The sequence below is a fragment of the Sorangium sp. KYC3313 genome, from assembly GCF_052075895.1.
Lineage (GTDB): Bacteria > Myxococcota_A > Polyangia > Polyangiales > Polyangiaceae > Sorangium > Sorangium cellulosum_B.
The window spans coordinates 5,714,058-5,740,392 of sequence record NZ_CP197255.1; the positions used below are offsets into that span (position 1 = coordinate 5,714,058).

Below are 26,335 nucleotides of genomic sequence, written 5' to 3' on the forward strand. Positions count from 1 at the left end.
ATGCTCGGGCGGCGCGGCTCGCGGGCATCACCATGGACAGGGACGCGTGACGGGCGGAGAAGACAGCGGCGGGGACCTTCCGGTAGGCGAGAGCGTCCCGCCCGCGCCCGTCGAGGCGGGCGGCCCCGAGGGCGCGCCCGGCGCCGAGCTGCGGTCGGTCGCGGCGGGCGGCGCCACGCTCTGGCTCACGCAGGCGCCCGGGTTCTCGCTGTGGCGCGGCGAGGTGGCCGCGCCGGATCGGCTGCGGATCGAGGGGCGCGACGGCTACCTCCACGAGCTCCGGCTCGAGCCGGTCGGCGCGCTGCGGCTCGGCCGCGTGGAGCGCGTGGGCGACGAGCGCAACGAGCTCGTCTACGCCGACGTGGCGTCGCGGCTCGCGGCCTCGCTGCGCCACGACGGCGTGCGCTGGTGGCTGCGCCGCCGCGAGGAGTGCAGCGTGCCCGTGCAGGTCGGCGCGCGGCACCTCGCGCGCGGGGAGGAATCGCCGCTCGTGCACGGCACCTTCGTCTGCGTCGGCGGCATGCGCGCGACGTTCTTCGACCGCCGCTACGCCGCGCTGTCGGTCCCCGCCGGGGCGGTGGACCCGGCGACGGGCCTGCTCGCGCGCGCCGGGCTGGAGCAGGAGTGCGCGTCGCTCCTCGCGCGGAAGGGCCAGGGCGCGCTCGTCCTGCTGCGGCCGATCGAGGCGGGCGCGCCCTCGCGCGCGGCGGCCGCCCTGGTCGCGGTGCACCGGCTGTGGCCGGATCTGCCCGTCGGCGACGCGGACGGCACGGCGGTGGTGCTCGTGCGGGGCGGCGCCGCGGAGGCGGCCGCCGCGGCCCGGCAGGCCCTGGAGGCCGCGGAGGCCGCGGGGCTCGGGGCGTTCGCGTGCGGCTACTTCACCATCGCCGGCGAGGCGGACGTCGCCGGCCGCGAGGTCGAGCTCGGCCTGCACGCGATTGCATCGCTCGCGGCGGAGCGCGAGCGGGGCGCGTCGCTCGCGGCGGAGCGCGAGCGGGGCGCGTCGCTCGCGGCGGAGCGCGAGCGGGGCGCGGCGGGCGCGAACGGCGCGTCCACCCCCGTGGTGGAGCTCCGCGACGGCGCGGCCAGCGCGCGTTTCGCCGCGCCGTTCGAGGTGATCGAGGCGTCGCGGAGCGGGCGCCGGGCGACGGTCCTGTTCGGCATCGAGGAGCAGAGCGCGCTCGGCGGCGTCGGGCCGCACGTCATCGGGGCGCTCGCGCAGGAGCTCGCGGCGGTCGTCGCGACCCACGCGGGCGCCGGCGCGCTGATCGCGCCGCTCGCGCCCGGCGTGGTCGCCGCGTGTGTGCCCCGCAAGGCGGATCCTGCGGTGATGGCGAGCGCTGTGCAGTGCGACTGGCACGGCCGGCCGCCCATCCTGGACGGGAGGGTCGAGCACGCGCGGACCCTGTCGTGGGAGCTCCTGCACGACGCCGACGCGGGCGCGCGGGCGGCGGAGATCTCGCGCGAGTGCGGCGATCCGCACGGGGTGCTCTCGGCGCTGAGCGGCGGCCTGCCCTATCCCATCGCGGGGCGGGTGCGAGCGGCGATCGGGGCGTCGAGCGCGATCGAGCGGGTGAAGATGCTGTTCGACGTGCTCGAGGGCACGTGGCGCTTCATCGCGACGGTGCTCGTCTCGGCCTTCTTCAGCGGCGGCAGCGCGCCCCCGACCTCGGCGCGCAGCGGCGTCGCGAGCAGTCCGGGGGCGGGCGCGAGCGGTCCAGGCGCGGGCGCGAGCGGTCCGGGCGCGAGCGGTCCGGGCGCGGGCGGGGCGCCTCCCGGGTGGGGCGCGTTGCTCGATTTCCACGGCCGCACGCGCACGCGCGACGGCCTGGCGCTCGGCGCGTGGCGCGAGCTCGCGCGCACGGCCGCGCGGGCGTTCGGCGATCGCGACGATCCGATCGGCTCGATGGCGAGGGAGGTGCTCGACGTCAAGCTGTCGCACAACCAGACGTTCGAGACGCTCTCGAACCTGATGCAGGCCGAGCGCAACCAGTTCGCCCACGGCCACTACACCGAGGCGCGGGCGGCCGCGGATCTGCCCGACTTCGAGCAGATGACGCGCGCGCTCCTGCGGGCGCAGCGGCCGCTCTGCGCGTGGACGCTGGTGACGGTCGAGAAGACGGAGCCGGACCTCTACGGCGATCTCCAGACCGTGGAGTTCATCGATCACACGGGCCCTTACGCGTCCGGGACGCGGCGGCGCATCGGGCTGAACTCCCCTGTTCGCCTGTCGAACGTGGTCTATCTGGCCCGCTTCCGCGAGGGGCTGATGCTGCCGCTCGAGCCGATGGTGCGGCGGCTCGCGCCGGACGACAGGTTCGATCTCTACTGGATGGATCACCTGCCGCGGCCGGGGACGTGCCATATGAGCGCGGTCGTCGCGGGCCGGGCGGTGAAGGCGCCCTGCGATCCGCGGCGCACGCCGCCGCTCCTGCGGGCGATGCTGGACGCCGCGGGCGGATGACGGGCTGAGCGCGGCGCGGTCGCGCTGGCGGAGCCGAGCAACCCCGAGGGAGGCTGCGATACGAGCGCTCGCGGCGCGCGAAGGGTGAGGGACGCCCCTTTCCACGCGCGATCAGGGCAAGAGGACGAGCCGCACGCCGAGGCTCAACCATGCGTGAAGCGCCGTCTCGGGGATCCGGCCGCTCGCGTCGGGCACCTCCACGCCATCGAGCTCGAGGGTCATCGACGAATACTCACCCAGCGACATGGCGAGCACCGGCCCCATGCCGAAGGCGCTGTTGATCCGGAGATCGACGCCGGCCATGAGGTGCGCGAACTCGAGCCCCACCAGGGACAGGCTGGCGTCGCGACCGCTGCCGCTCATGGAGAGCGTCGCGATCTCCAGGCCGGCGCCATAGCCGAGCCAGGGGTTTACCTTGCCATCCGGATTGAGATGCACCTGCATCTCGGGGCCCATCCGGAAGGTCCGCGCCGAACAGGAGATGAGGCCCGAGCTGCACTGCGCTTCTATCGCGCTGCCCGGGGTACCGAGCCCCAGACCCGCGTAGACGCCGATGAAGAGGTCGGCGCTGGCCTTGCCGCCCAGCTCGACCAGGATAGGCGCCTGCCCTCCGAACGTCCTCGAGAGATCGTTGGAGCTGGCGCCGGTCGCGCCACCCATCGGGATCGCGTAGCCCAGGCGGATCGCCATCTGAAACCCGTTCGCCGTCGGCGGAGCGCCGTCCGCGGGCTCCCTGACGGCGAGATCGCCGTACGCGGGATACGCGACCGGGAGAGCGTTGTACACAGGGGCCGCGATGGGAGGAGCGACGCCCGTCATGGGAGGACCACCGCCCGCCGGCGCTGCGCCGGGGGATGGACCTGCCGTGGGCGCGTACGGCGCAGGGGAGACCGGCGATGCCACGCCGGCCTCGCGGTCCGGCGGGGGGATCGGTGCGGGAGTCGGCGCAGCGGCCGGCGGTGGCGGCGGGTCCCCCTGCGGCGCGGCGCTCGGTGATGGCAGCGGGGCCGCCTGCGGCGCGGCGGTCGGCGATGGCAGCGGGGCCGCCTGCGGCGCGGCGGTCGGCGGCGGGGAAGGCGCAGGAGCCTGCGCCAGGACCGAGCCGGCAAGGAGCAGCGTGAGCGAGAAAGAGAGCGCCGCGAGTGCCATGGGACGCTGCTCCAGAGTTGTCATCGGAAGACCTCTACACCGACGCCGTGACCGATGGAGAGCTCGTCAGGTGGAGCGTCGGATGGACTTCATCCGCCAGGCGATGGGCAGACGGCGCTTACGCCTCATCGACCCGTAAATGTCCAGTTGCTGTCGGCATGTCAGCACAACCGCCGTCCGCGCACCAGCGCTTCACGTCAGGGCGATGTCGAGAGGGCTCGCGCGGCCGTCGCCGCGTCGCGCGGACGCGCGGGAGCGACCCGGAGGGCCGATGACCTCCCCGTGAGCCGCGCCCGCCTCCTCTCAGGAGGTGACGCCCGCGCCTGAGGAGGTGACGCCCGCGCCGCTCTCGGTTCACTTCGGGGCTCGACGGCGCCGCGAGGCGCGTTCCCTCGCCCGCCAGCCGCTCCCTCGGCCTGTCGATGCCGCAGAGGTGGCGGTCGTGGTATCCTCCGTGCCAGGCCATGTCAGACGTCGAGTCCACGGCCCGTCCGCCCGCTGCACCTCGTCCGGCCGCCGCACCCCGCCGCCGGATGGGACCTCACGTCTACAGCCGCCCGCCCGAGCCGGTGTACTTCCCCGAAGCCGAAGAAGTGCCCGAGACGAACCGCCACCTGGAGCTCCACACCGCGCTGTACCTCATCCTCAAGCGCGAGCTCGCGCACACGGCGACCCTCGGCTCAGAGCAGTTCGTCTACTGGGACCCGAGGACCTCGAAGAAGCGTCTCGCCCCCGACGCCTTCGTCCGGCTGGGTATGCCTCATCGGACCTTCCGCACCTGGAAGATCTGGCTGCACGGGGCGCCTGACCTCGGGGTCGAGATCGTGAGCGACTCGGACGAGGGCGAGCCCGACTGGGACGAGAAGCTCGAGCGCTACCGCGCCGCGGGCATCCCGGAGGTCGTGCGCTTCGATCCCGAGGATCGAGAGCGACCGATCCGCGTCTGGGACGCCCTGGAGGGCGATCTCGTGGAGCGGGCGTCCGACGATCCCGATCTGCGCGCTTGCGAGACGCTGGGCCTCTGGTGGACCGTCGTGCAAGACCCGTCGCTCGGCCCGATGCTCCGGCTCGCGCGCGACCGCGAAGGCCACGATCTGCTGCCGACGCCGGACGAGGCGGAGAGCAAGGCGCGCGAGGCCGAGAGCAAGGCGCGCGAAGCGAACGACAAGCTGCAGGCCGAGGTGCAGGCGCTGCGGGCAGAGCTGGCGCAAGCCCGAGGGAAACGGAAGACGCGGCGACGCTCCCCGGGATGAGGCGCTCGCCTCGCCCCGGGGGGGGCCGTCTCCCCGCGGGAGCTCCCGATGCGTCCAGGGCTCTTGGCCACATCCTGGGTGAGCGTGCTCGGCGCTTTGTGCGCGAGCTCTGCGGTGAACCTCAAGCCGCGCGGGCGACGCTCGTTCTCCCGCTCCCTGTTGCTCCCCAGCCGCTGCCCGCCCGGACGACGCCGCACGGCGGCGCCCGTGTATCTCGTCTAGAATAGCGATCACGTTGATCGAGCGAGAGACAAACCGCCAAGACACCAAGGACGCCAAGATAAGATTCTCTTCTTGGCGTCCTTGGCGTCTTGGCGGTTCGAAATTCCGCGCTTCCCAGGCAGTTTCAACCCGTTTGTCGCTCTAGCCCGTCCCAGATCGCGTGGGCGATGGCCCCGGCCGTGAAGGTGCTGTCGATGCCGCGCCAATCGATTCGATTGTCGACGACGAGCAGCGCGCGCGGAGCGACGAGGCCCATGACCATGTGATGATCGAACGGGAGCGTCGCGTGGCGCTGTCCGCTGTACGTCGATGTCCATGTGAACGCTCACAATATCGTGGCACTCTCACGCAATAATTGCTGTATCACAAGAGAAGTCGAAATTCTACTCACGCGCCTCGCCCCGGCGCCTTGCAAACCAGCGGATTTGCCGGGCGAAAGCAAACTTGCGCCAAGACGAAAATACGAGAAAACTCGTGATCTGCGACCCGCGACAAGGCATCCTGATGCGTGGGCGATGCTCGATGTGAGAATCCCTCGGATGAGGTGAGTTCCATGAACAGGTGGGCGAGACGGTTCATCGTTCCTGTGCTGCTCACGGCGAGTTACGCCGCCATGGGCGGTTGCACCGCGATGATCGGCGGCGATGACCCGGAGGCGAGCAGCGGCTCTGGCGACGGGCCCGGGAGCGGGTCTGGCGATGGGCCTGGGAGCGGCTCTGGCAGCGGAGACGGCGCCGGAGGGAACGGCTCGGCGGGGGGCGGCCCCGGCGTCGAGCCGACGGTGTGCGTGCCGGGCGTCCCGCGAACGTCGGCGCTGCCGCGTCTGACGAGGGCGCAATACGACAACACGATTCGCGATCTGGTCGGCATCGACAACCAGCCGTCGTCGATGCTCGCGCCGGACGGCGTCGGGAGCGTCGATCAGCGCGCGTGGGACGGGTACAAGACCGCCGCGGCGACGGTGGCGGCGGCGGTGATGGCGGACGCCAGGGCGCGCGCCAAGACCATCCCGTGCACGCCGTCAGGCGACGGCGCCGCGTGCGCGCACCAGCTCATCGATACGCTGGGGCGGCGCGCCTTCCGGCGCCCGCTCACCGACGAGGAGAGGGGGCTCTTCCAGGCCCTCTACGCTCGCCGCCAGGCGCTCACGCCGACCGGCTCGTTCGAGGACGGCGCCCAGCTGATCATCGAAGGGTTCTTGCTCTCGCCCTCCTTCCTGATGCGCGCAGAGATCAGCGAGAAGCCCGAGGGCGAGTACTTCGTGCTGAACAGCCACGAGGTGGCGTCGCGCCTCTCGTACCTGATCTGGGGGACCATGCCGGACGACGCGCTGTTCGCCGCGGCGGACGAAGACGCGCTGCAGACGCCGGAGCAGATCCTCGCGCAGGCGCAGCGAATGCTGGCGGATCCCAAGAGCCGCGGGATGGTCAAGGCCTTCCACGAGCTCTACCTCCACATGGGCCCCGGCACGCGCTGGTCGGACATCCAGCGTGATCCGGCCGCCTTCCCGGACTTCAAGGCGTCGATGATCCCGCTCTTGTCGGAGGAGACCGATCGCTTCATCGAGCACGTGGTCTTCGATCAGGCCGGGACGTTCCAGGATCTGGTCACCACGCCGGTGGGCTTCGTCAACGCCTCCCTGGCGCCGCTCTATGACCTGGATCCTGCGGAGTTCAACGGCGCGGAGCTCGTGCCGGTCGAGCTCGACCCGGCGCAGCGCTCCGGCCTCTTCACGCGCCTGGGCTTCCTTGTGTCGCACTCGGGGTACGACAGGACGTCGCCCATCCTGCGCGGGGCGTTCTTGCAGAAGGAGGTCCTCTGTGCGGCCATCCCGCCGCCACCCCCGATGGTGGAGGGCACGCCGCTGCCCACGGACGCCAATCTCACGACCAACCGGGCTCGGGTCGACGCGCAGACGTCGGGAGACGACTGCAAGTTCTGCCATCACACGTACATCAACCCGGCGGGCTTCGCGTTCGAGGCGTACGACGCCCTGGGCGCCTACCAGCAGACCGAATCGTTCTCGGGCGCGCCCATCGACACACGGGTGGACGTCGGCGTGGGCGAGGACGTCGTGGCGGTCGACGGCCCGGTGGCGCTCTCCGAGGCCATCGCGAGCTCCCCGGCCGCGCACACGTGCTACGTGCGAAAGTGGGTCTCTTTCGCCTACCAGCGCGAGCTGAACAACGAGGACTCGTGCACCGTGGACGAGCTGACCGCCAAGCTCACCCAGGGCGGCTACACGGTGCTCGACCTCATCGCGGACCTCACACAGAGTCAATCGTTCCGAGTTCGTGCCCTGCAGGCGGAGGTGGAGCCGTGAACCGAAGACTGTTCCTGCGCGGAATCGGCGGCGCGGCGCTCGCCGTCCCCTTCTTGAACTCGCTCGGCCGCTCGGCGCGAGCGCAGGAGGCGCCGTCGCCGCGCCGCCTGGTGATCTTCTACACCAACAACGGTTGCCTGACGAACCGGTGGTTCCCGACGGGGATCGAGAACGGGGCCGGGAACGTCACCGCGTCGTCCCTGGAGACGGCGCAGGCGGACGGGAAGCCCCGGACCCTCGCCCCGCTCGCGCCCTTCGCGGCGAAGCTGCTCTTCCCGCGCGGGCTCGCGATGCCGCTGAACGGCTTCAACAACAAGGTGGACGGCACGGAATATTTCGATCCCCACGATCAGGCCATGGGCAGCAAGCTGACCTGCGCGCCGATCGATCCCACCGGGGATCACTGGGCGCTGTCGCACTCGCTCGACCACGAGATCGCGCAGCGCTTCAACCCGGGCACCAACAAGGTCCCGCTCGTGCTCTCCGTCGGCAATGCCTTCACCAACGTCAAGGGCATCGTGTCGTACTCGGCGCCGAAGACGCCGTACGCGCCCGTGACCAACGCGCGCACGGTCTACAGCAGCCTGACCGGGCTCTTCGCGAGCGGCTCCGAGACCGAAGCGGATTATCGCGTGGCTCGCGGCGAGAGCATCATCGACCTGGTGAGCCGTGACCTGAACGCCTACAAGACCCGCAAGATGAGCGGCGCCGATCGGAAGAAGATCGACGACTGGCTCTCCCTGCTCCGCGAGACCGAGCAGCGGGTCATCCCCTCTGCTTGCACCGCGGAATCGGCGACCGCGCTCGGCGTCACGGACGCCGCCCTCACGGAGGCGGGCTACCCCGCTCGCGGCGGCGGCTTCCCCAACAACGAGAAGGTGTACACCCTGGGCAGCGAGATGATGATCCGCCTCATCGCCCTCACGATGATGTGCGATAGCAACCGATCCATCGTGCTCCAGTGGCCGGGATTCGTGACGTTCAAGTGGGACGGCATCGCGCACACCCACGATCATCACGGGCTCTCGCACCGGAACGGGAGCGCCGCTGTCGGCGGCCAGTGCGTGAGCGGCGTCATCGAGCAGATCCACGAGATCGACTGCTGGTATGCGGGTCGCTACGCCAAGCTGGTGAAGACCATCGACAGCATCGAGGAGGGGGGCGGCACCATGCTCGACAACTCGGCGGTCATGTGGCTGCCGGAGCTCGCCGACGGCAACGCGCACAACAACAACAACCTGCCCATCGTGATCGCCGGCAGCGCCGGCGGTTACCTCAAGCAGGGCGTCTCGGTGAACGTCGCTGGCGGGAAGCTCGAGGCAGGCAACAGCGAAGCCACCTGCTCGAGCGGCGCGGAGGGCGAGAACAACAGCGGCAACACCGGCTCGTCGGGCGGAACCGTCCCGCTGAACAAGCTCTACACGACGTTGATCAACGCGCTCGGCGCCGGGACGCCCGACTGGACTCCGGTCGATCGCTTCGGCGTCTCGGATGCGGTCGCGGCTGGCTTCGGCGGCAGCGGGCCGTCGTTCACCACCGACGGCGCAGGCAAGGTCACCGACGGGCCTGGCATCAGCAAGCCGGGGGAGCTCGACGCCATCAAGGCGTGAGGCGACCGAAAGTCCGCCGCAGGCCCGGGCCAGCACGCGCACGAGTGCGCCGTCGGCGCGCCTCGACTCCGACGATCGGCTCGAGCGTGACGGCCCGACTTCACCTCGCCGGCGGGCGCGTCCGTCCCTGCAGGCGCGCGATGGCGTGCATCAGGAAGCTCATCTGGCGGCCGCGAGCACGCCCCGGTACACGTCGTCCACGCCGAGCTCGCACCCCACCGACGACAGCGCAGCCCGAGCGCCGGGGCCATAGACGCGGAGCACCCAGCTCCCGTCGGCCTGGCGCGCGAACACCTCGATGCGAGGCGCCTTCTGTGACGCCAGGACGACCTCTCGGATCGACGCCACGGTCTGGTAATGCGCGAACTTGTCGCCGCGATCGTACGCCTCGCTCGAGTCGGAGAGCACCTCGATCACGAGGACCGGGTTCAGGAGGGTGTCGCGCCGCTCGTCCTCGAACTCGGGGCGGCCGCAGACGACCGAGCCGTCCGGGTAGACGTAGCGATCCGCGGCGGGGATCTTGATGCGCATGTCGGAGTTGAGCGCCACGCATCCGCGCTCGCCCAGCGCGTTGCCGAGCAGTCGGCCGATGTTCGCGGCGACGGCGCTGTGCTCGAACGTGCCGCCAGACATCGCGAAGAGCTCGCCGCCAGCGTACTCGTGCCTCACCTCCGATGCGCGCTCGAGATCGAGGTATTCTCCCGGCGAGAGCTTCCTTCGCGGCGCGGCTTCTCCCATGTGCGGCAGTGTCGCGCGCCGGGCTTCCGATGTCCACGCGCAGCCGGGCGGACCGCCGCGGCGCCGGGGGCCGCGGTGAGCGGGACCGTCCACCTCTCGCTGCGCCGGTGATACCGTCGTCTCGCGATGGACCGCACGCTCGTCGACGAGGGGAGCTCCTCCCGCGATCCGGGCCCGGTGCCCATGCCCGCGGGCGGGCTCGCGCACGCCCCCGGCGACGTGCTCGACCGCCGCTACCGGCTCCGCGTCCGCCTCGGGCGCGGCGGCTTCGGCGACGTGTGGCGCGCCGAGGAGCTCCTGCCCGACGGCGCGCCGTTCCGCGAGGTCGCCCTCAAGCTCCTCGTGTCGGACTTCGCCGACGCCGCCGACTGGGCCGACGAGGCCAAGCTCCTCGCCTCGTTCCGCCACCCGTCGCTCGTCACCATCTACGCCGCCGGCATCCTCCACGGCGCGCCGAAGACCCCGTTCGTCTCGATGGAGCTGCTCGAGGGCCGGAACCTCGCCGATGTGATCCGCTTCCGCCGCCGCATCCCCTGGCGCCGCGTCGTCGCCTGGGCCCGCGACGTCGCCGGCGCGCTCGACGTCATCCACGCGCGCGGCGTCGTCCACCTCGACCTCAAGCCCGCCAACCTGTTCCTCACCCAGGACGGCGCCCTCAAGGTCCTCGACTTCGGCATCTCTCGGCGCGCAGGCGCCCCCGTCTCCCGCGCCGCCGCCGTCGCCGTCGGCGGCGGCCATGACAGCGGCGGCAGCGACCTCGGCACGGCGGCCTTCCTCGCCGAGCGCGACGTCTACGCCTCCACGCGCCGCGCCTTCGCCGGCGCGGACAGCCCCGCCGCCGCGCGCGGCGTCATCGGAACACCGGGCTTCATGGCGCCGGAGGTGCTCGAGATGGCCGAGCCGACCGCCGCCACCGACGCCTACGCGCTCGCCGTCTGCATCGCGCAGCTCGCCACCGGGCGCCTCCCGCACGCCGTGCCCGACGAGCCGGACGACTGCTCCGACCCCGCGAGCGTCTCCGCCTGGTGGACCGAGCTCCGCGCCGCGACCCTGCGCGGCACGATGCGCGACCTCGAGCGCGACCCCGCGCGGCTGCCGCGCGGCCTCGTCGCGCTCCTCCAGCGGCTCCTGTCCGTCGATCCAGCGCACCGGCGCGTCGCGCCAGGGAAGCTGACGCGGCTGATCGACGAGGTCTGGGAGCGGCCCCACGGCGTGCCCGAACGGCCGTACAGGGGCCTCGCGCCGCTCTCGTCCACCGACGAGGGGCTCCTGTTCGGGCGCGACGACGACACCGCGCGCCTCGGGCGCGAGCTCGAGTTCGAGCCGTGCGTCGTGCTCCAGGGGCCGCGCGGATCGGGCAAGAGCTCGCTCGCCTCCGCGGGGCTCGTGCCCCACCTCGCGCGCCGCCACGTCGACCAGAAGGACGACTGGATCGAGGCGCGCCTCACCCCCGGCGGCGACCCCGACGGCGCCCTCGCCTGCGCGCTCGCCGCCGTCTCGCCGGAGCTCGAGGCCGCGGACGTCGACGCCCTCACCCGGTTCTGCATGGCGTCCGCCGTCGGCGTCGCGCTGGTCGTCGACCCCATCGCGCCCCTCGGCGGCGGGCGCCTCGCCGCCCTCGTGGGCGCGCTCGCGACCGGCGAGCCGCGGCGAGGCCTCCGGCTCATCGGCGTGCTCGACGAGGCCGACGACCGCACCGCGGCCCTCCTCGCGACGCCGGCCGGCGAGGGCCTCCGGGCCGCGCTGCGCTACGTGGGGCTGCCCGCCGCCGCCGCCGTGAAGGACCTCGTCGCAGGCCCGGCGAAGCTCGCCGGCGCCGAGGTGCGCGGGCTCGCCCAGGTCGCGGCCGAGGCGCAGCGCGAGCTCCGGAGCGGCGGCGCGGCGCTCTCGTTCATCGCGCTCGCCCTCGCGGCGTGGTGGGAGCGCGCGCGCGACCCGCGCGGCGCGCTGAGCGGCGAGGCCTGGCAGGAGCTCGGCGGCGTGCGCGGCGCCCTCGCGCGGCACGCCGACGCCGCCCTCGCCGCCCTCGCCCCGGGGGACCGCGCGATCGCCGACGAGGCGCTGCTCCGGCTCGGCGCGATGGACGGGTCGCGCGTCCGCTGGGCCGAGGCAGAGCTCGCCGAGGCCGTCGCCGCGCCGCCCGCCGACGTCGACCGCGTCCTCGGCGCCCTCGAGCGCGCGCGCCTGCTCGTCCGCCGCGACAGGTCCGTGGAGCTCGCCCACGAGTCGCTCGTCTCGAGCTGGCCGCACGCCGCCGCCACCCGCGCGCTGCACATGGAGCGGCTCATCCTGCTCGAGCGCCTCCGCGAGGCCGCCGACGTGTGGGATCGCTCCGGCGAGAGCCGCGATCTCCTCCTGCGCCGCGACCTGCTCGAGCAGGTGCGCAAGAGCGCGGCCTTCGCCTCGCGGCTGCCGCGGCGCGAGCAGGCGCTCGTGCGCGAGAGCCTCCGGCACGCCCGCGCCCAGCGCGCCAAGAAGATCGGCGCGGCCCTGGCGCTCGGGCTCACCGTCGCCTCGGCGTTCGTGGCCGAGCGGTGGGTCGCGGCGCGCCAGGCGCAGACCGAGGCCAAGGCGCGCGAGGCCGAGGAGCGCGCCGAGCTCGCCGAGCTCATCGGCAAGGCGCGCCGCACGGAGGACCCGTACCACCGCGCCGCGTGGATCGCCGCGGCCCTCGCGCGGCGCGCGGACGACGCGGCGCTGCCGCTCGATCTCGCGTCGGCCGCGGTGGGCCTGCCGCGCGCGCGCTTCCTGACCGTCGACGGCGTGGTGGGGCCGGCGCTGCCGTGGGACGATCGGTGGGTCATCGCCGGCGGCCCCGGGGGCTCGCTGCTCGTCGCCGACCTGCGCCCGCCGGACCCGGAGGTCATCGACGACGTGGCGCTCGACGCCGACCCGGAGAGCATCGAGCGCGCCAAATCGCCGCGCGTCCTCGCGCTGCGGCCGCACGACGCCCCGCACGTGGAGCGCGTGCCGTTCGCGTTCGACACGGCGCTCGCGACGCGCTCGGTCACCGGCGAGGTCCGCGTCTTCCGGCTGCGAGAGGGCGGCACCGTCGCGCTGGCCGCGGTCGCGCCGGTGCGCTGCAGCAGCGCCGTCCACGCGGCCGAGGCGGCGCCCGTCCTCGCTTGCTCGACCGACGGCGGGATCGCGCGCTGGGACATGCGGCGCGGCGGCGGCGCCGAGGCGGTCGATCGGCACCCGTTCCGCGGCAACGTGCTCGGCGTCTCGCCCGACGGCGCGCACGTGGCGGCGGTGCTCGGGCGCAGGGCGCTGCTCTGGGGGCCCGGCGGCGGCGCGGACGCGGAGATCACCCTGGGCGCGCCCGCCGTGCTCGGCCGCTTCGGCCCGCGCGAGCCCGTGATCGCGCTCGTGCAGCAGAGCAGGACGTCGATCTACGCCCTCGACCGGCCCGAGGCGCCGCTCTTCGAGCTCGACACGGATCCGGCGCCCGCGTCGGCGCGCTGGGACGCGGGCGGGCTCGATCTGGGCGTGTGCGGCAGCGGCGGCAGCGTCTGGCACTACCTCCGGAAGGGCGGCCGCGCCGCGGGCGATCCGCCGCCCGAGGGCTCGCCGTGCGAGGCGTCCCCGGGCAAGGGCGCGCCGCGGCCGCTGCGCGCGCGCGGCGAGATGGCCGACATCGTCGAGCGCGACGTCGGCCCGCACGCGCTCCTCGGCGGGTGGCGGCTGCCGGACCGGCGCGTGCTCACGCGCGACCTCGTCCTGTTCAGCCCGGGCGCGCCCGCCGCGGAGCGCCTCCTCGGGTTCGAGGGGCTCGACCCGGAGGGGAGCCCCGAGGTGCGCGGCGCGGCCGCCTCGGCCGCCGTCGCGCTGCGGCGCGGGGGCGCCGTCGCCTTCGAGATCGGCGGCGAGGTGCGCCTGTACGACGAGGGCTCGCGGCGCCGCACGGCCGCGCGGCGGGGCCACCTGCTGCGCGCCTGCGACGACGGTCGGCTCATGGCGTACCGGCGGGACGAGGGGGTGTGGACGCTGTTCGACGCGACGACCGGCGCGACGGTGGAGGTGGTGCCGAGGGCGCCGGCGCTGGTGCTCGGCGTCGACGCCGCCTGCCGGACGCTGTTCACGCAGGAGCTCGACGGAAACGTCGTCGCGACGTCGCTCCGCGACCTGTCGTCCCGCACGATCGCGGTGACCGACGGCTATGTCTACGAGGCGCGCCCGAGCGCCGCGCGGGGCGACGTCGGCCCCGGGCTGTGGCTGGCGTTCAGCTCGGGCGCGCTGGCGCGCATCGACGAGGCGCGGGGCGAGGTGCGGGTCCTCGGGTACGCCACGCCGCGCGCGACCGCGATCGCGGACGGCCCCCTGCCGGGGGACGCGGCCTTCGCGGACGCGACGGGCGTCGTCGTGATCCGCCGCGCCGGCCTCACGGAGCGGGTGCTCGAGGGCGTGAGCGGGGCGGAGTGGGAGGACATCGCCGCCGCGCCCGACGGCAAGACGCTGCTGCTCTCGTCGGCGGACCGGATCGCGGCGCTCGACCTGGAGCGGCACGAGATCGTCGGCGCCATGCCGTCCGACGGCCGCGAGCGGCTCGCGCCGTGGGACGCCGACGGCTCGGTGCTCTCATGGTCCTTCGGCCGCGTGGGCGGGGCGACCGGCCTCGTGGTACCCCGGGGGCTGCCGCTCGCCCAGCGCATCGGAGAGGCGGTGTCGAACCTGAGGGCCCAGGGCACGCGGCTCGTCGCGCGGCCGTGAGGCCGCGCGCCAGTGAAGGAGCGCGGCCTCACGGCCGCGCGCCAGTGAAGGAGCGCGGCCTCACGGCCGCGCGCCAGTGAGGCCGCGGCCGACGCGCCAGGTCAAAACCAGAGCCCGCCGTCGCGCGCCGTATTGTAGGGCCTGCCCTCACCCGCGCGCTCGCGCGAGAGCAGAAGGCGTTGGCTCCGCTGCGGGAACGACGTAGGCTGTGGCAATCGTGCCCGCGTCCGAACCGAACCTGAATGCATCACTGTTCCTTTGCATCACGTTCTTCCCGAGCGACCGCATGGCGACGGCGGTGCTGCGGCTCGTGTCCAGTTTCTGCGGGATGATCCTGGACGACGCGAACGTGAGCTCGCGGTTCTACATGGCCGCGCACGAGCTCGCCGAGAACATCACCAAGTACTCGACGGGCCCCAAGGTCAGCCTGGAGCTCGCGCTGGAGGAGGCCGAGAGCTCCTGTATCCTGAAGATCCGCGCGCGGAACGAGGCCTCTGCCGATCGCCTACGCGAGGTGGAGAGGCGGCTGCTCGAGCTGAAGACGACGAGCGATCCTGTGAAGCACTACGACGAGCTTATCCATGAGACAGCGATGGTAGACGGGGTGTCGGGGCTCGGCCTCGCGCGGGTGCGCGCGGAGGGCGGGCTCGACGTGGACTACAAGATCGAGGGGAACGAGCTGACGATCATCGCGCACGCGCCGGTTGGGAGATGGAGGGGAGATGAGCAGCTTGAGGGTTGAGTCCGTCGTCACGGACAGCTTCGGGATCGAGCCGGCCCTGCGGGAGGACACCCTCAGCGTCAAGCTCACCGGCACGGGCGACATGGCGGCGGCCGCGCCGCTCGGCTCCTATTGCAAGGCCCTCCAGGCGGAGGTGGTGCGCCTCTCCGTGAGCGCCGTGGAGTTCGACGTAAGGTCTCTTTACTTTCTGAACTCGAGCTGCCTGAAGGCGTTCATCAGCTTCATCTGCGGGCTCGCGGGCCAGGGGCTGAAGTGCAAGGTGCAGTTCCTCACGGACGCGAGGCTGGGGTGGCAGCGGCGGAGCCTGACGGCGCTCGAGCGCATGTCCCCCGAGCTGGTCTCCATCGCGGACGTCTGAGGCGAGCACTGCAGGACACGATGAAGAAGCGCCGGACCATCGCCCTCCTGATGGATTACGTACGAGGCGAGTACCAGTCCGAGGTGCGCTTCGGCGTCGAGCGCGCCGCCGAGGCGCACGACGTCAATCTCATCATCGCCTTCGGCGAGACGCTCGCCCTCCCCGGTGCCGCCAGCACGGCCCAGAACAGCATGTATCACCTCATCGGCGCGGAGACGGTCGACGGCATCATCGTCGCCTCGACGACGCTCTGCCACCACGTCGGCATCGAGGGGATGAAGCGGTTCTGCCGGTCCTACGCGCCGCTGCCGATCTGCAGCCTCGGGATGGCGATCGACGGCATCCCGAGCCTCCTGGTCGACAACGGCCTCGGGCTCGATCTCTCGGTCGGACACCTCGTCGACGACCACGGGTGCCAGCGCGTCGCGTACATCGGCGGGCCGCCGAGCAACGAGGAGGCGGAGGTCCGCGCCGACGCCTACCGGAGGGCGCTCGCGGACCGCTCGCTCCGCGCCGACGAGCGCCTCGTCGCGTTCGGCAGCTTCACGATCGACACCGGGCGCGCCGCGATGCGGGAGATCCTCGGGCGCGGGGTCGCGTTCGACGCCGTGGTCGCCGCCAACGACAACATGGCGCTCGGGGCCATCGAGGAGCTCAAGGCGCACGGCCTGAGCGTCCCGAAGGACCTCCCCGTGTGCGGCTTCGACGATGCCGTCATCGCGCGCTTCGCGAAGCCGTCGCTGTCCACCATCCGCCAGCCCATCAAGCGCATCGGCGCGCGCGCCGTGGACATCATCGTGCGCATGATCGAGGGCGAGCCGGTCCCCGAGTACAACCTGTTCCCGGTCGAGCTCACGCTGCGCGAGTCCTGCGGCTGCGGGTACCAGGTGGAGCCCGCCGGCGCGCCCCCGAGCAAGGCGTGGAGCGCGCCGCTCCCGTCCGCTGGCCAGCGGGGCGATCTGGAGCGCCTGCTCGAGAAGAGCGTCGTGATCCCCGCCGGATCGCTCGACGGCTGGGCCGGCCTGCTCCTCTCGGCGCTGGAAGAGGAGCTCGCGGGGACCGAGGGCCGCTTCCTGCGCGCGGTCGAGTCGCTCCTCGACGCGGCGGGGCGCGAGGGCGCGATCCTCGAGCACTTCCAGGGCATGATCACGCTGCTCCGCGAGCAGTTCCGCCGGGGCCACGGGGCCCTCCGGGACGCGGTCCTCGACGAGGCGCTCGAGCGGATCTGGCACGCCTCGCGCATCGTCATCGGGAGCGCGTCGGTGCGCGCCGAGGGACAGCAGCGGCTCAACGTGGAGCTCGCGTCGCTCTACCTGAGCTGGAGCGCGAGGAGCTTCTCGACCTGCCTGAGCCTGCCCATCCTGCGGCGCATGATGGCGTCGGAGCTGCCGCGGATGCAGTTCTCGCGGGTCGCGGTGTCGCTCTACGACATCGCGCACGACCCGCAGCGCACCACGATGAAGGCGCTCTTCCTGATGGAGGACGGGCGCGAGCTGGAGCCGCCGGCGGAGAGCTTCCCGGCGCGCCGCCTCGCGCCCGAAGGGTTCCTGGGAGGACGGGAGCGCACGAGCATGATCGCGCTCCCCGTCGCGTTCGGCGACGAGGAGAAGTTCGGTGTCGCGGTGCTCAACAGCGGCGCGAACGAGATGGTCTATGACGCCCTCCGCCTCCAGATCGGCTCGGCGGTCAAGGCCGCGGCGCTGCACTGGGAGGTCGTGCGGCAGGTGGAGCTGCGCGAGCGGCTGGAGCAGGAGAAGGTCCGCCAGGAGAGCGTCGTCGCGGCGCGCATCCAGACGACGCTGGTGCCGGCGCAGCTCTCGGTCGAAGGCCTCGAGCTCTCCGCCCTCATGAAGCCGGCCGCCGAGGTCGGCGGCGATTACTACGACGTTCTCGCGACGGACGAGGGCGGGTGGCTCGGGATCGGCGACGTCGCGGGGCACGGGCTCGCGGCGGGGCTCGTGATGCTGATGATCCAGAGCATGATCTCGGCCCTGACGCGCAACGACCCGCGCGCCAGCCCCGGGGACATCCTCTCTGCGGTGAACGGGGCGGTGTACGAGAACGTCCGCAGTCGGCTGAAGCGGGACGAGCACGCGACGCTGATCCTCTTGCGGTACGAGCGGAGCGGGCGGGTGACGTTCGCCGGGGCGCACGACGACATCATCGTGTGCCGCGCGAAGACCCGCCGCTGCGTGTGCATCCCGAGCTCGGGCGTCTGGATCGGCGCGCTGCCCGCCATCGACGCGATGACGCGAGACGCCGAGTTCGTCCTGGAGGACGGGGACGTCCTCGTGCTCTACAGCGACGGCGTGACGGAGGCGCGCAACGCGCACCACGAGCAGTTCGGCCTCGAGCGGCTGTGCTCCACCATCGAGTCCTCCCAGAGCGCGCCCGCCGAGGCGATCCGGGACCGGATCCTCGGCGAGGTCGAGGGCTGGTGCCCGAGCCCCGATGACGACATCACGGTCGTCGTGGCGAGGTACAGCGCGCCTCGATGACTGTAATTGTGGCAACTGTGGCCTTAGGCCGCCCGCTTTCCTACATGAGCGCTATCGTCGGTGTCAGCAGAAGGGATTGGATCCGGGTTGAGAACCACGTACGCTGCGCCAATCGTGTCAGTGTCCGAACCGAGTCTGAACGGGTCACTGTTTCTATGCATCTCGTTCCATCCGAGCGAGCGTATGGCCAACAGTGTGCTTCGGCTGGTGTCCAGCTTCTGCAGCATGGTGCTGGACGACGCGAACGTGAGCTCGCGGTTCTACATGGCCGCGCACGAGCTCGCCGAGAACATCATCAAGTACTCCTCGGGCCCCAAGGTCAGCCTCGAGCTCGCGCTGGAGGAGCGCGAGAGTTCCTGCGTGATGAAGATCTCCGCGCGGAACGAGGCGTCGCCGGAGCGGCTGCGCGAGGTGGAGAGGCGGCTCTTCGAGCTGAAGGCGGCGAGCGATCCTGTGAAGCACTATGACGAACTCATCTGTGAGACGGCGATGGTAGAAGGGGTGTCGGGGCTCGGCCTCGCGCGGGTGCGCGCGGAGGGCGGGCTCGACGTGGACTATACAATCGAGGGCAACGAGCTGACGATCATCGCGCACGCGCCGGTGGGGAGGTGGAGGGTCGATGAGCAGCTTAAGGGTTGAGCCCGTCGTCACGGACAGCTTCGGGATCGAGCCGGCCCTGAGGGAGGACACCCTCAGCGTCAAGCTCACCGGCACGGGCGACATGGCGGCGGTCGCGCCGCTCGGTTTGCTGCTCAAGGATCTCCACGCCGAGGCGGCGCGCCTCCGCGTGAGCGCCATCGAGTTCGACGTGAGGGCCCTTTACTTCCTCAACTCGAGCTGCCTGAAGGCGTTCATCAGCTTCATCGCCGCCCTCGCGAGCCAGGGGCCGAAGTGCAAGGTGGAGTTCCTCACCGACGCGCGGCTGGGCTGGCAACGGCGGAGCCTGACGGCCATCGAGCGCATGTCTCCGGAGCTGGTCTCCATCGCCGACACCTGACGCGAGAGCCGCGGGAGATGAGCGAGAAGCGCCGGACGATCGCCTTCCTGATGGACTACGTCGGGGGAGACTACCAGTCCGAGGTGCGCTTCGGCATCGAGCGCGCCGCGGAGGCGCACGACGTCAATCTCATCATCGCCTTCGGAGAGACGCTCGCGCTGCCCGGCGAGGGGGGGGCGGCCCAGAACAGCGTTTATCAGCTCATCAGCCCGGAGACGGTCGACGGCATCATCGTCGCGTCGGCGACCCTCTGCCACCACATCGGCATCGAGGGGATGCGCGAGTTCTTCCGGGCTTACGCGCCGCTGCCCGTCTTCAGCATCGGGATGGCGGTCGACGGTATCCCGAGCCTCATCGTGAACAACGGCCTCGGGATCGAGCTCTCCGTCGGGCACATGCTCGACGTCCACGGGCGCCGGAACATCGCGTACGTCGGCGGGCCGGCCAACAACGAGGAGGCCAAGGCGCGCGCCGACGCCTACTGGGGGGCGCTCGCGGGGCGCGGCCTCCCGTTCGACGAGCGTCTCTTCGCGGTGGGCGCGTTCACGATCGACAGCGGCCGCGTCGCGATACGCGACATCCTGGACCGCGGGGTCGAGGTCGACGCGGTGGTCGCCGCCAACGACAAGATGGCCCTCGGCGTGATCGAGCTGCTCGCGGAGCGGGGGCTCCGCGTCCCGCAGGACATCCTCGTGTCCGGCTTCGACGACGCCTTCATCGCGCGCTTCTCCAAGCCGTCGCTCACCACCGTTCGCCAGCCCATGAAGCGGCTCGGGGCCCAGGCGATGGACACGATGCTGCGCATGCTCGACGGCGAGGTCGTCGAGGACGTGGCGCTCCTCGACGTCGAGCTCACGTGCCGTGAGTCGTGCGGCTGCCGGGTTCAGGCGAGCGCCTCGCTCGCGCCGTCGGCCTCGGCGCCGCGCGACGGGGCGTCCCTGGTCGCGGCGCGGCGGGAGTCGCTGGAGACCGCGCTCAGGAGGAGCGTGGCCATCCCGACTGGCTCGCTCGATGGCTGGCCTGGCGAGCTCCTGTCGGCGCTGGAGGACGAGCTCGCGGGGCGGGAGAACCGCTTCCGGCACGCGCTCGAGGCGCTCCTCGACGCGGCGGGGCGCGCGGGCGCGATCCTCGATCACTTCCAGGGCATGATCGATGTGCTCCGGGAGCGGCTCGGCCGGCCGCCGTCGGTCGGCGGGGGCGTCGCTCTCTACGATGCCCTCGAGCGGCTCTGGCACGTGTCGCGCATGGTGATCTCGAGCGCGTCGATGCGCGTCGAGGGGGAGCGGCGGCTGACCGTGGAGCTCGCGGCGACGTACCTCAGCTGGAGCGCGCGGAGCTTCTCGACGTGCCTGAGCCTGCCCGGCCTGAAGCGCGTGCTCGCGTCGGAGCTGCCGGTCCTCGGGATATCGCGGGCCGCGGTGTCGCTGTATGACGACGCTCCCGAGGCGCAGCGAGGTGTCATGAGGTCGCTCTTCCTGATGGAGGACGGCCGCGAGGTGGACCCGCCGGCGGCGAGCTTCCCGGCGCGGCGCCTCGCGCCCGACGGGTTCCTGGGAGGCCGGGAGCGCACGACCATGATCGTGCTCCCCGTCGCGTTCGGCGACGAGGAGAAGTTCGGTGTCGCGGTGTTCAGCAGCGGCGCGCACGAGCTGATCTACGACGCGCTCCGCCTCCAGATCGGCTCGGCGACCAAGGCCGCGGCGCTGCACCGGGAGATGGTCCGTCAGGTGGAGGCGCGCGAGCGGCTGGAGCAGGAGAGGGTCCGCCAGGAGAGCGTCGTCGCGGCGCGCATCCAGACGACGCTGGTCCCGGAGCGGCTGTCGGTCGCGGGGCTCTCGCTCTGCGCCGTCATGAAGCCGGCCGCCGAGGTGGGCGGCGACTACTACGACGTGCTCGCGACCGCCGACGGCGGTTGGCTCGGGATCGGCGACGTGGCGGGGCACGGGCTCGCGGCGGGGCTCGTGATGCTGATGATCCAGAGCATGGTCTCGGCGCTGACGCGCAGGGACCCGAGGGCGAGCCCCGCCAGGGTGATCTCGGCCATCAACGCGGCGCTGTACGAGAACGTCCGTGGCCGCATGATGCGGGACGAGCACGCGACGCTGATCCTCTTGCGGTACGAGCGGAGCGGGCGGGTGACGTTCGCCGGGGCGCACGACGACATCCTCGTGTGCCGGGCGAAGACCCGCCGCTGCGTGTGCATCCCGAGCTCGGGGGTCTGGATCGGCACGTTGCCATCCATCCGCGAGTTGACGCGAGACGCCGAGTTCGTCCTGGAGGACGGCGACGTCCTCGTGCTCTACAGCGATGGAGTGACCGAGGCGCGCGACGCCCACCATGAGCAGTTCGGCCTCGAGCGGCTCTGCACCACCATCGAGGCCGTCCAGACCGAATCCGTCGTGGCCATTCGTGACAGGATCCTGAAGGAGGTCGAGGGGTGGTGCCCGAGCCCCGACGACGACATCACGGTCGTCGTGGCGAGGTACCGCGCCCCCCGGCAGCCCTGACGCGATCGTTCGCTCGCCTACATGGGCACACGGCCGACCAAGGAGGATTGGATCCGGTGCAAGAATTACGTACGCTGCGTGAACCGTGTTAGCTTCCGGACTGAGCCAGGACGCTTCACCGTTCTTGTGCATCACGTTTTTCCCGAGTGAACGGATGGCTAGCGCGGTGTTACGGCTGGTGTCCAGCTTCTGCGGAATGGTGCTGGACGATGAGAGTGCGAGCTCGCGGTTCTACATGGCCGCGCACGAGCTCGTCGAGAACCTCATCAAGTACTCGTCCGGCCCGGAGGTCAGCCTCGCGCTGGCGCTGGAGGGGGGCGAGGGCGCGCGGGTCCTCGTGATCCGCGCGCGGAACGAGGCGTCGCCGGAGCGGCTGCGCGAGGTGGAGCGGCGGCTCTCCGCGCTGAGGTCGGCGAGCGATCCTGTGAAGCACTATGACGAGCTCATCTGTGAGACGGCGATGGTAGAAGGGGTATCCGGGCTCGGCCTGGCGCGGTTGCGCGCGGAGGGCGGGCTCGACGTGGACTGCGCGATCGAGGGGAACAGGCTGACGATCATCGCGCAGGGGCCGGTCGCGGGATGGAGGGGAGATGAGCGGTTTACGGGTTGAGCCTGTCGTCACGGACAGCTTCGGGATCGAGCCGACCCTGAGGGACGACACCCTCGGCGTCAGGCTCACCGGCACGGGCGACATGGCGGCGGCGCCGCCGCTCGGCCTTTGCCTCAAGGCCCTCCAGGGAGAGGTCATGCGCCTCTCCATCAGCGCGGTGCAGTTCGATATAAGGGCTCTTTACTTTCTCAACTCGAGCTGCCTGAAAGCGTTCATCAGCTTCATCTGCGGGCTCGCGGGCCAGGGGCTGAAGTGCAAGGTGCAGTTCCGGACGGACGCGCGGCTGGGATGGCAAAGACGGAGCCTGGCGGCGCTCGAGCGCATGTCTCCGGAGCTGGTCTCGATCGAGGACACCTGACCGGAGAGCCGCAGGACAAGATGAAGAAGCGCCGGACGATCGCCCTCGTGATGGATTATGTGCGCGGAGAGTACCAATCCGCGCTGCGGATCGGGGTCGAGCGCGCCGCCGAGGCGCACGACGTCAACCTCGTGATCGCCGTCGGGGAGACGCTCTCCGCCCACGGTCCCTCCGAGGCCGCCCAGAACAGCATCTACCGCCTCGTCAGCGCGGAGGCGGTCGACGGCATCGTGGTCGCGTCGGCGACGCTCTGCAATTTCGTCGGCGCCGAGGGGGTGCAGCGCTTCTGCCAGGACTACGCGCCGATGCCCCTCTGCAGCATCGGGATCCCGCTGGAGGGCATCCCGAGCATCCTCGTGGACAACGGCCTCGGGATCGAGATGGCGACCGGCCACCTGCTCGACGATCACGCGTGCCGGCGCGTCGCGTACATCGGCGGGCCGGTCAACAACGAGGAGGCGAGGATCCGCGCCGACGCGTTCCGCAAGGCGCTCGCCGCGCGCGCGATCCCGTACGACGAGCGCCTCGTCGCGAGCGGCCAGTTCACGATCGACACGGGCCGCACCGCGATGGCCGAGATCGTGGATCGCGGGGTCGAGATCGACGCCGTGGTCGCGGCGAACGACAACATGGCCCTCGGCGCGATAGAGCTCTTGAAGTCGCGGGGCCTCCACGTGCCGAGGGACATCCGGGTGTGCGGCTTCGACGACGTGGGCGTGGCGCGCTACGCGAAGCCGTCCTTGACCACGGTTCGCCAGCCGATCAAGCGGCTCGGGGAGATCGCGCTCGAGACGGTCCTGCGCGTGCTCGACGGCGAGGCCGTCCCCGATCGGAACATGCAGCAGATCGAGCTCACGCGGCGCGAGTCCTGCGGCTGCGCGTACCAGGCGGTCGCGATGCGGCCGCTCACGAACCCGCCGCGCCTCGGGGCGATGTCGCTCGGCGGCCGGCGCGACGAGCTGGAGCGCGCGATCGAGCAGGCGGTGGGGATCCCGGCCGCGTCGCTCGACGGCTGGGCCGGCGGGCTCCTGTCGGCGCTGGAAGAGGAGCTCGAGGGCCACGACGGGTGCTTCCTGCACGTGCTGGAGCGCGTCCTCGACACGGCCGGGCGCGAGGGGGTGTTCCTCGATCTGTTCCAGGGCGTGGTGACGCTCCTGCGCGCGCGGCTCCGGCGACCGGTCGAGGAGGGGGGCGACGCCGCCGTGAACGAGGCCCTGGAGCAGCTGTGGCATGCGTGCCGCGTCCTCATCGGGAGCGCGTCCGTGCGCGTCGAGGGGCGGCAGCGCCTCGACGTCGAGGTCGCCTCGATCGATCTGAGCTGGAGCGGGCGGTGGTTCTCGACGTGCCTGAGCTTGCCCCTCTTCCAGCGCATGCTGGCCTCGGAGATGCCCAGGCTGCACTTCACGCGCGCCGCCGTCTCGCTCTACGACGACGCCCAGCGAGCCACCCTGAAGACGCTGTTCCTGATGGAGGACGGCCACGCGGTGACGCCGCCGACCGAGAGCTTCCCGTCGCGCTCCCTGGCCCCTCGCGGGTTCCTGAGCTCGAGCGAGCGCACGAGCGTCATCGTGATGCCGCTCACGTTCGGTGACACGGAGTATTTCGGGGTGATGGCGCTGAACAGCGGCATGAACGAGATGGTCTACGACGCGCTGCGGCTCCAGATCGGCTCTGCGGTGAAGACGGTGGCGCTGCACCGGGAGATGGTGCGTCAGGTGGAGCTGCGCGAGCGGCTGGAGCAGGAGAGCGAGCGGCAGGAGACGGCGCTCGCGGCGCGCCTCCAGACGACGCTGGTGCCGGAGCAGCTGCACATCGAGGGGCTGGAGCTCTCCGCGGCCATGACGCCGGCGGCCGAGGTGGGCGGCGACTACTACGACGTCATCGCGACGCCCGAGGGGGGGTGGCTCGGGATCGGCGACGTCGCGGGGCACGGGCTCGCTGCGGGGCTCGTGATGCTGATGATCCAGAGCATGGTGGCGGCGCTGACGAGCAGGGACCCGGGCGCGAGCCCGAGCGAGCTGCTCGCGGCGCTCAACAAGGCGCTCTACAAGAACGTGCGCGGCCGCCTGAAGCGGGACGAGCACGCGACGCTGCTCCTGCTCCGGTACGAGCGGGGCGGGCGGGTGACGTTCGCCGGGGCGCACGACGACATCATCGTGTGCTCGGCGCGCACGCGGCGGTGCGTGTGCATCCCGAGCTCGGGCGTCTGGATCGGCGTGTTGCCCGTCATCGACGAGGTGACGCGGGACGCCCAGTTCGTCCTGGAGGACGGGGACGTGCTCGTGCTCTACAGCGACGGGGTGACGGAGTCGCGCAACGCGCACCGCGAGCAGTTCGGGCTGGAGCGGCTCTGCACCGCCATCGAGGCCGTGCAGACCGCGCCGGTCGAGGCGATCCGCGACAGGATCCTGAGGGAGGTCGAGGGGTGGTGCCCGAGCCCGGACGACGACATCACGGTCGTCGTGGCGCGGTACCGGGCGCCGGCGTAGCGCCGGCGGCTGCTGTTGCCGCTGCGTCGCCTCGGCAGGGCGGCGCTCGATGACGCTGCCGTGGAGGAACGGAGACGTTCTGTCCTCGGCGGCGCTCTTGCGGCGTGGGGCGCTGGACTGGCGTTGCGCGCGGCGCGGCGCGCGGCAGCGGGCGCGAGGGGCTGCGCGCCGGAGCCCGGAGATCGCGCCGGGGTGGACCCAACCCCGGTGGACCCAACCCCGGGATCGACCCAACGCGGTGGACCCAACCCCGGGATCGACCCAACGCGGTGGACCCAACCCCGGTGGACCCGACCCGGGTTGAGGGAGGGCGAGACCCGGGTTGGGCGCCCCGAGGTTGGGCGCCCCGACCCGGGTTCGCTTTCCGCTTTCAGCGGTCGGCGGCGGTGGTCGGCGACCCAACCTGGGTGCGGTCGGGTGACCCAATCTACCCAACCTGGGTGGGCAGCCCGGATGACCCAACCCGGGTGAGCGGTCCGGTCCGACCCAACCCGGGTGGGTGGCCCCGGGGGGTAGCCCCGAGCCCGGGTCGGCGGTCTGCGGTCCGGCAGCCCGGAGCTGGCAGCCTGCATGCCCGCCGGATCCGCGGAGCTGGCAGCCTGCATGCCCGCCGGATCCGCTCCGGCTCAGTCGACCGAAGGCACGGTGGCGTCGACCCGGGTTGGGAGCCCGCGCGCGCCTGCCGGCGCGCGGAACGCTGCGCCCGACAGCTCCCGCCGCATGCAGGTGGCCGCCTCGTCGTAGCGGGGGTCGGACGCACTCCCGATGATCGTCGGCACCACGATATAGCCCTCGGCGTCGACGTTGAACTCCACCCGGATGGCGTCAGGCGGCAGCAGGCTCCCGCCCGGGCCGCGGCAGCGCTGCACGAGGTCCCAGTAGAGCTGCGCCCGCGCCGCCTTCTCGATCGCCGGGCTCGACATGTTGGCCTGCACCATGGGCGCGCCGATCTCGACGCGCGAGCGGGGGGCAGGGGTGGGGGCGGGCGCCGGCTCCGGCGGGAGCGCGGAAGGCGCCGGGAGGCCGGTGCTCGTGCCGATCTTCGCGACGCTCACGCCATCGGCCGGCCTGGGGGCGGCCTCCCGCGCGGCGGCGAGGATCTCTGCGAGCGCATCCGGCTCGACGGACCCCACCGCCGGCGCGCTGTCCGTCCGGAGGCGGGCGCCGCGGTCGTCCAGCGACGCGGCGGCGCCGCGCGCCCAGGGGGTGAGCGCGCCGGCGTCGGCCCCCGCCGGCGGCGCGGGCGGCGGGCGCTCGCAGGCCGCGAGCAGCGGGAGCAGGACCACGAGCGCGGTGCGCACGAGGAG

At 72.2% G+C, this 26,335-nt stretch carries 18 protein-coding genes; 14 read left to right on the forward strand and 4 right to left on the reverse strand.

Annotated features, from left to right (window positions below):
- Positions 1-46: 46 nt before the first annotated feature.
- Positions 47-2,464 (forward strand): hypothetical protein, encoded by a 2,418-nt coding sequence (locus ACSRUE_RS22310; RefSeq protein WP_441292759.1) that lies wholly within the window; start codon positions 47-49, stop codon positions 2,462-2,464.
- A 111-nt stretch (positions 2,465-2,575) separates the two neighbouring features.
- On the opposite strand, the gene ACSRUE_RS22315 is transcribed toward ACSRUE_RS22310, so the two are convergent.
- Positions 2,576-3,613, reverse strand: a complete 1,038-nt coding sequence (locus tag ACSRUE_RS22315) for a hypothetical protein (RefSeq protein WP_441292760.1) — start codon at positions 3,611-3,613, stop codon at positions 2,576-2,578.
- Between the two features lie 533 nt (positions 3,614-4,146).
- On the opposite strand from ACSRUE_RS22315, the gene ACSRUE_RS22320 reads away from it, so the two are divergent.
- A complete protein-coding gene (locus tag ACSRUE_RS22320; RefSeq protein WP_441292761.1) occupies positions 4,147-4,866 on the forward strand; it encodes a Uma2 family endonuclease in 720 nt (239 codons plus the stop codon).
- 346 nt (positions 4,867-5,212) lie between these two features.
- Here the strand turns inward: ACSRUE_RS22320 and ACSRUE_RS22325 are convergent, their stop codons facing one another.
- The gene (locus tag ACSRUE_RS22325; RefSeq protein WP_441292762.1) at positions 5,213-5,350 is read right to left on the reverse strand and encodes a glucuronyl esterase domain-containing protein; all 138 of its coding nucleotides are present in this window, start codon (positions 5,348-5,350) and stop codon (positions 5,213-5,215) included.
- 291 nt (positions 5,351-5,641) lie between these two features.
- On the opposite strand from ACSRUE_RS22325, the gene ACSRUE_RS22330 reads away from it, so the two are divergent.
- The gene (locus ACSRUE_RS22330; RefSeq protein WP_441292763.1) at positions 5,642-7,411 is read left to right on the forward strand and encodes a DUF1592 domain-containing protein; all 1,770 of its coding nucleotides are present in this window, start codon (positions 5,642-5,644) and stop codon (positions 7,409-7,411) included.
- The gene (locus ACSRUE_RS22335; protein ID WP_441292764.1) at positions 7,408-9,021 is read left to right on the forward strand and encodes a DUF1552 domain-containing protein; all 1,614 of its coding nucleotides are present in this window, start codon (positions 7,408-7,410) and stop codon (positions 9,019-9,021) included. The genes ACSRUE_RS22330 and ACSRUE_RS22335 overlap by 4 nt, the downstream gene beginning before the upstream one ends.
- 159 nt (positions 9,022-9,180) lie before the next feature.
- Here the strand turns inward: ACSRUE_RS22335 and ACSRUE_RS22340 are convergent, their stop codons facing one another.
- On the reverse strand, positions 9,181-9,759 hold the full coding sequence (locus ACSRUE_RS22340; RefSeq protein ID WP_437766222.1) for a Uma2 family endonuclease: 579 nt from the start codon (positions 9,757-9,759) through the stop codon (positions 9,181-9,183).
- 126 nt (positions 9,760-9,885) lie between these two features.
- Between ACSRUE_RS22340 and ACSRUE_RS22345 the strand changes: the two genes are divergently transcribed.
- From ACSRUE_RS22345 to ACSRUE_RS22390, 10 genes are all read left to right on the forward strand, one after another.
- Positions 9,886-14,469 carry an nSTAND1 domain-containing NTPase gene (locus tag ACSRUE_RS22345; RefSeq protein WP_441292765.1) on the forward strand — a complete coding sequence of 1,528 codons (4,584 nt, stop codon included), beginning with the start codon at positions 9,886-9,888 and terminating at the stop codon, positions 14,467-14,469.
- 208 nt (positions 14,470-14,677) lie between these two features.
- The gene (locus ACSRUE_RS22350; protein ID WP_437766224.1) at positions 14,678-15,211 is read left to right on the forward strand and encodes a hypothetical protein; all 534 of its coding nucleotides are present in this window, start codon (positions 14,678-14,680) and stop codon (positions 15,209-15,211) included.
- Positions 15,192-15,569: a hypothetical protein gene (locus ACSRUE_RS22355; RefSeq protein WP_437766225.1), complete on the forward strand. Its 378-nt coding sequence runs from the start codon at positions 15,192-15,194 to the stop codon at positions 15,567-15,569. The genes ACSRUE_RS22350 and ACSRUE_RS22355 overlap by 20 nt, the downstream gene beginning before the upstream one ends.
- 20 nt (positions 15,570-15,589) lie before the next feature.
- Positions 15,590-18,067 carry a SpoIIE family protein phosphatase gene (locus tag ACSRUE_RS22360; RefSeq protein WP_441292766.1) on the forward strand — a complete coding sequence of 826 codons (2,478 nt, stop codon included), beginning with the start codon at positions 15,590-15,592 and terminating at the stop codon, positions 18,065-18,067.
- 183 nt (positions 18,068-18,250) lie between these two features.
- Positions 18,251-18,706, forward strand: coding sequence for a hypothetical protein (locus ACSRUE_RS22365; RefSeq protein ID WP_437766227.1), 456 nt, complete (start codon positions 18,251-18,253; stop codon positions 18,704-18,706).
- Positions 18,687-19,064, forward strand: a complete 378-nt coding sequence (locus tag ACSRUE_RS22370) for a hypothetical protein (protein ID WP_437766228.1) — start codon at positions 18,687-18,689, stop codon at positions 19,062-19,064. The genes ACSRUE_RS22365 and ACSRUE_RS22370 overlap by 20 nt, the downstream gene beginning before the upstream one ends.
- Positions 19,065-19,081: 17 nt before the next feature.
- Positions 19,082-21,571, forward strand: coding sequence for a SpoIIE family protein phosphatase (locus ACSRUE_RS22375; protein WP_437766229.1), 2,490 nt, complete (start codon positions 19,082-19,084; stop codon positions 21,569-21,571).
- Between the two features lie 196 nt (positions 21,572-21,767).
- Positions 21,768-22,181 (forward strand): hypothetical protein, encoded by a 414-nt coding sequence (locus ACSRUE_RS22380; RefSeq protein ID WP_441292767.1) that lies wholly within the window; start codon positions 21,768-21,770, stop codon positions 22,179-22,181.
- Positions 22,162-22,539, forward strand: coding sequence for a hypothetical protein (locus ACSRUE_RS22385; protein WP_441292768.1), 378 nt, complete (start codon positions 22,162-22,164; stop codon positions 22,537-22,539). The genes ACSRUE_RS22380 and ACSRUE_RS22385 overlap by 20 nt, the downstream gene beginning before the upstream one ends.
- Positions 22,540-22,559: 20 nt before the next feature.
- Positions 22,560-25,028, forward strand: a complete 2,469-nt coding sequence (locus tag ACSRUE_RS22390; protein ID WP_441292769.1) for a SpoIIE family protein phosphatase — start codon at positions 22,560-22,562, stop codon at positions 25,026-25,028.
- Between the two features lie 626 nt (positions 25,029-25,654).
- On the opposite strand, the gene ACSRUE_RS22395 is transcribed toward ACSRUE_RS22390, so the two are convergent.
- The gene (locus tag ACSRUE_RS22395; RefSeq protein WP_441292770.1) at positions 25,655-26,329 is read right to left on the reverse strand and encodes a hypothetical protein; all 675 of its coding nucleotides are present in this window, start codon (positions 26,327-26,329) and stop codon (positions 25,655-25,657) included.
- Between the last annotated feature and the right edge of the window lie 6 nt (positions 26,330-26,335).

Bases quoted from the DNA above. Each gene is read 5' to 3' on its own strand.
- ACSRUE_RS22325 (WP_441292762.1), bottom strand. From the start codon at position 5,350: ATGGTCATGGGCCTCGTCGCTCCGCGCGCGCTGCTCGTCGTCGACAAT.
- ACSRUE_RS22365 (WP_437766227.1), top strand. From the start codon at position 18,251: ATGGCCAACAGTGTGCTTCGGCTGGTGTCCAGCTTCTGCAGCATGGTG.
- ACSRUE_RS22355 (WP_437766225.1), top strand. From the start codon at position 15,192: ATGAGCAGCTTGAGGGTTGAGTCCGTCGTCACGGACAGCTTCGGGATC.
- ACSRUE_RS22385 (WP_441292768.1), top strand. From the start codon at position 22,162: ATGAGCGGTTTACGGGTTGAGCCTGTCGTCACGGACAGCTTCGGGATC.
- ACSRUE_RS22380 (WP_441292767.1), top strand. From the start codon at position 21,768: ATGGTGCTGGACGATGAGAGTGCGAGCTCGCGGTTCTACATGGCCGCG.
- ACSRUE_RS22320 (WP_441292761.1), top strand. From the start codon at position 4,147: ATGGGACCTCACGTCTACAGCCGCCCGCCCGAGCCGGTGTACTTCCCC.
- ACSRUE_RS22375 (WP_437766229.1), top strand. From the start codon at position 19,082: ATGAGCGAGAAGCGCCGGACGATCGCCTTCCTGATGGACTACGTCGGG.
- ACSRUE_RS22360 (WP_441292766.1), top strand. From the start codon at position 15,590: ATGAAGAAGCGCCGGACCATCGCCCTCCTGATGGATTACGTACGAGGC.
- ACSRUE_RS22315 (WP_441292760.1), bottom strand. From the start codon at position 3,613: ATGGCACTCGCGGCGCTCTCTTTCTCGCTCACGCTGCTCCTTGCCGGC.
- ACSRUE_RS22390 (WP_441292769.1), top strand. From the start codon at position 22,560: ATGAAGAAGCGCCGGACGATCGCCCTCGTGATGGATTATGTGCGCGGA.
- ACSRUE_RS22345 (WP_441292765.1), top strand. From the start codon at position 9,886: ATGGACCGCACGCTCGTCGACGAGGGGAGCTCCTCCCGCGATCCGGGC.
- ACSRUE_RS22370 (WP_437766228.1), top strand. From the start codon at position 18,687: ATGAGCAGCTTAAGGGTTGAGCCCGTCGTCACGGACAGCTTCGGGATC.
- ACSRUE_RS22340 (WP_437766222.1), bottom strand. From the start codon at position 9,759: ATGGGAGAAGCCGCGCCGCGAAGGAAGCTCTCGCCGGGAGAATACCTC.
- ACSRUE_RS22330 (WP_441292763.1), top strand. From the start codon at position 5,642: ATGAACAGGTGGGCGAGACGGTTCATCGTTCCTGTGCTGCTCACGGCG.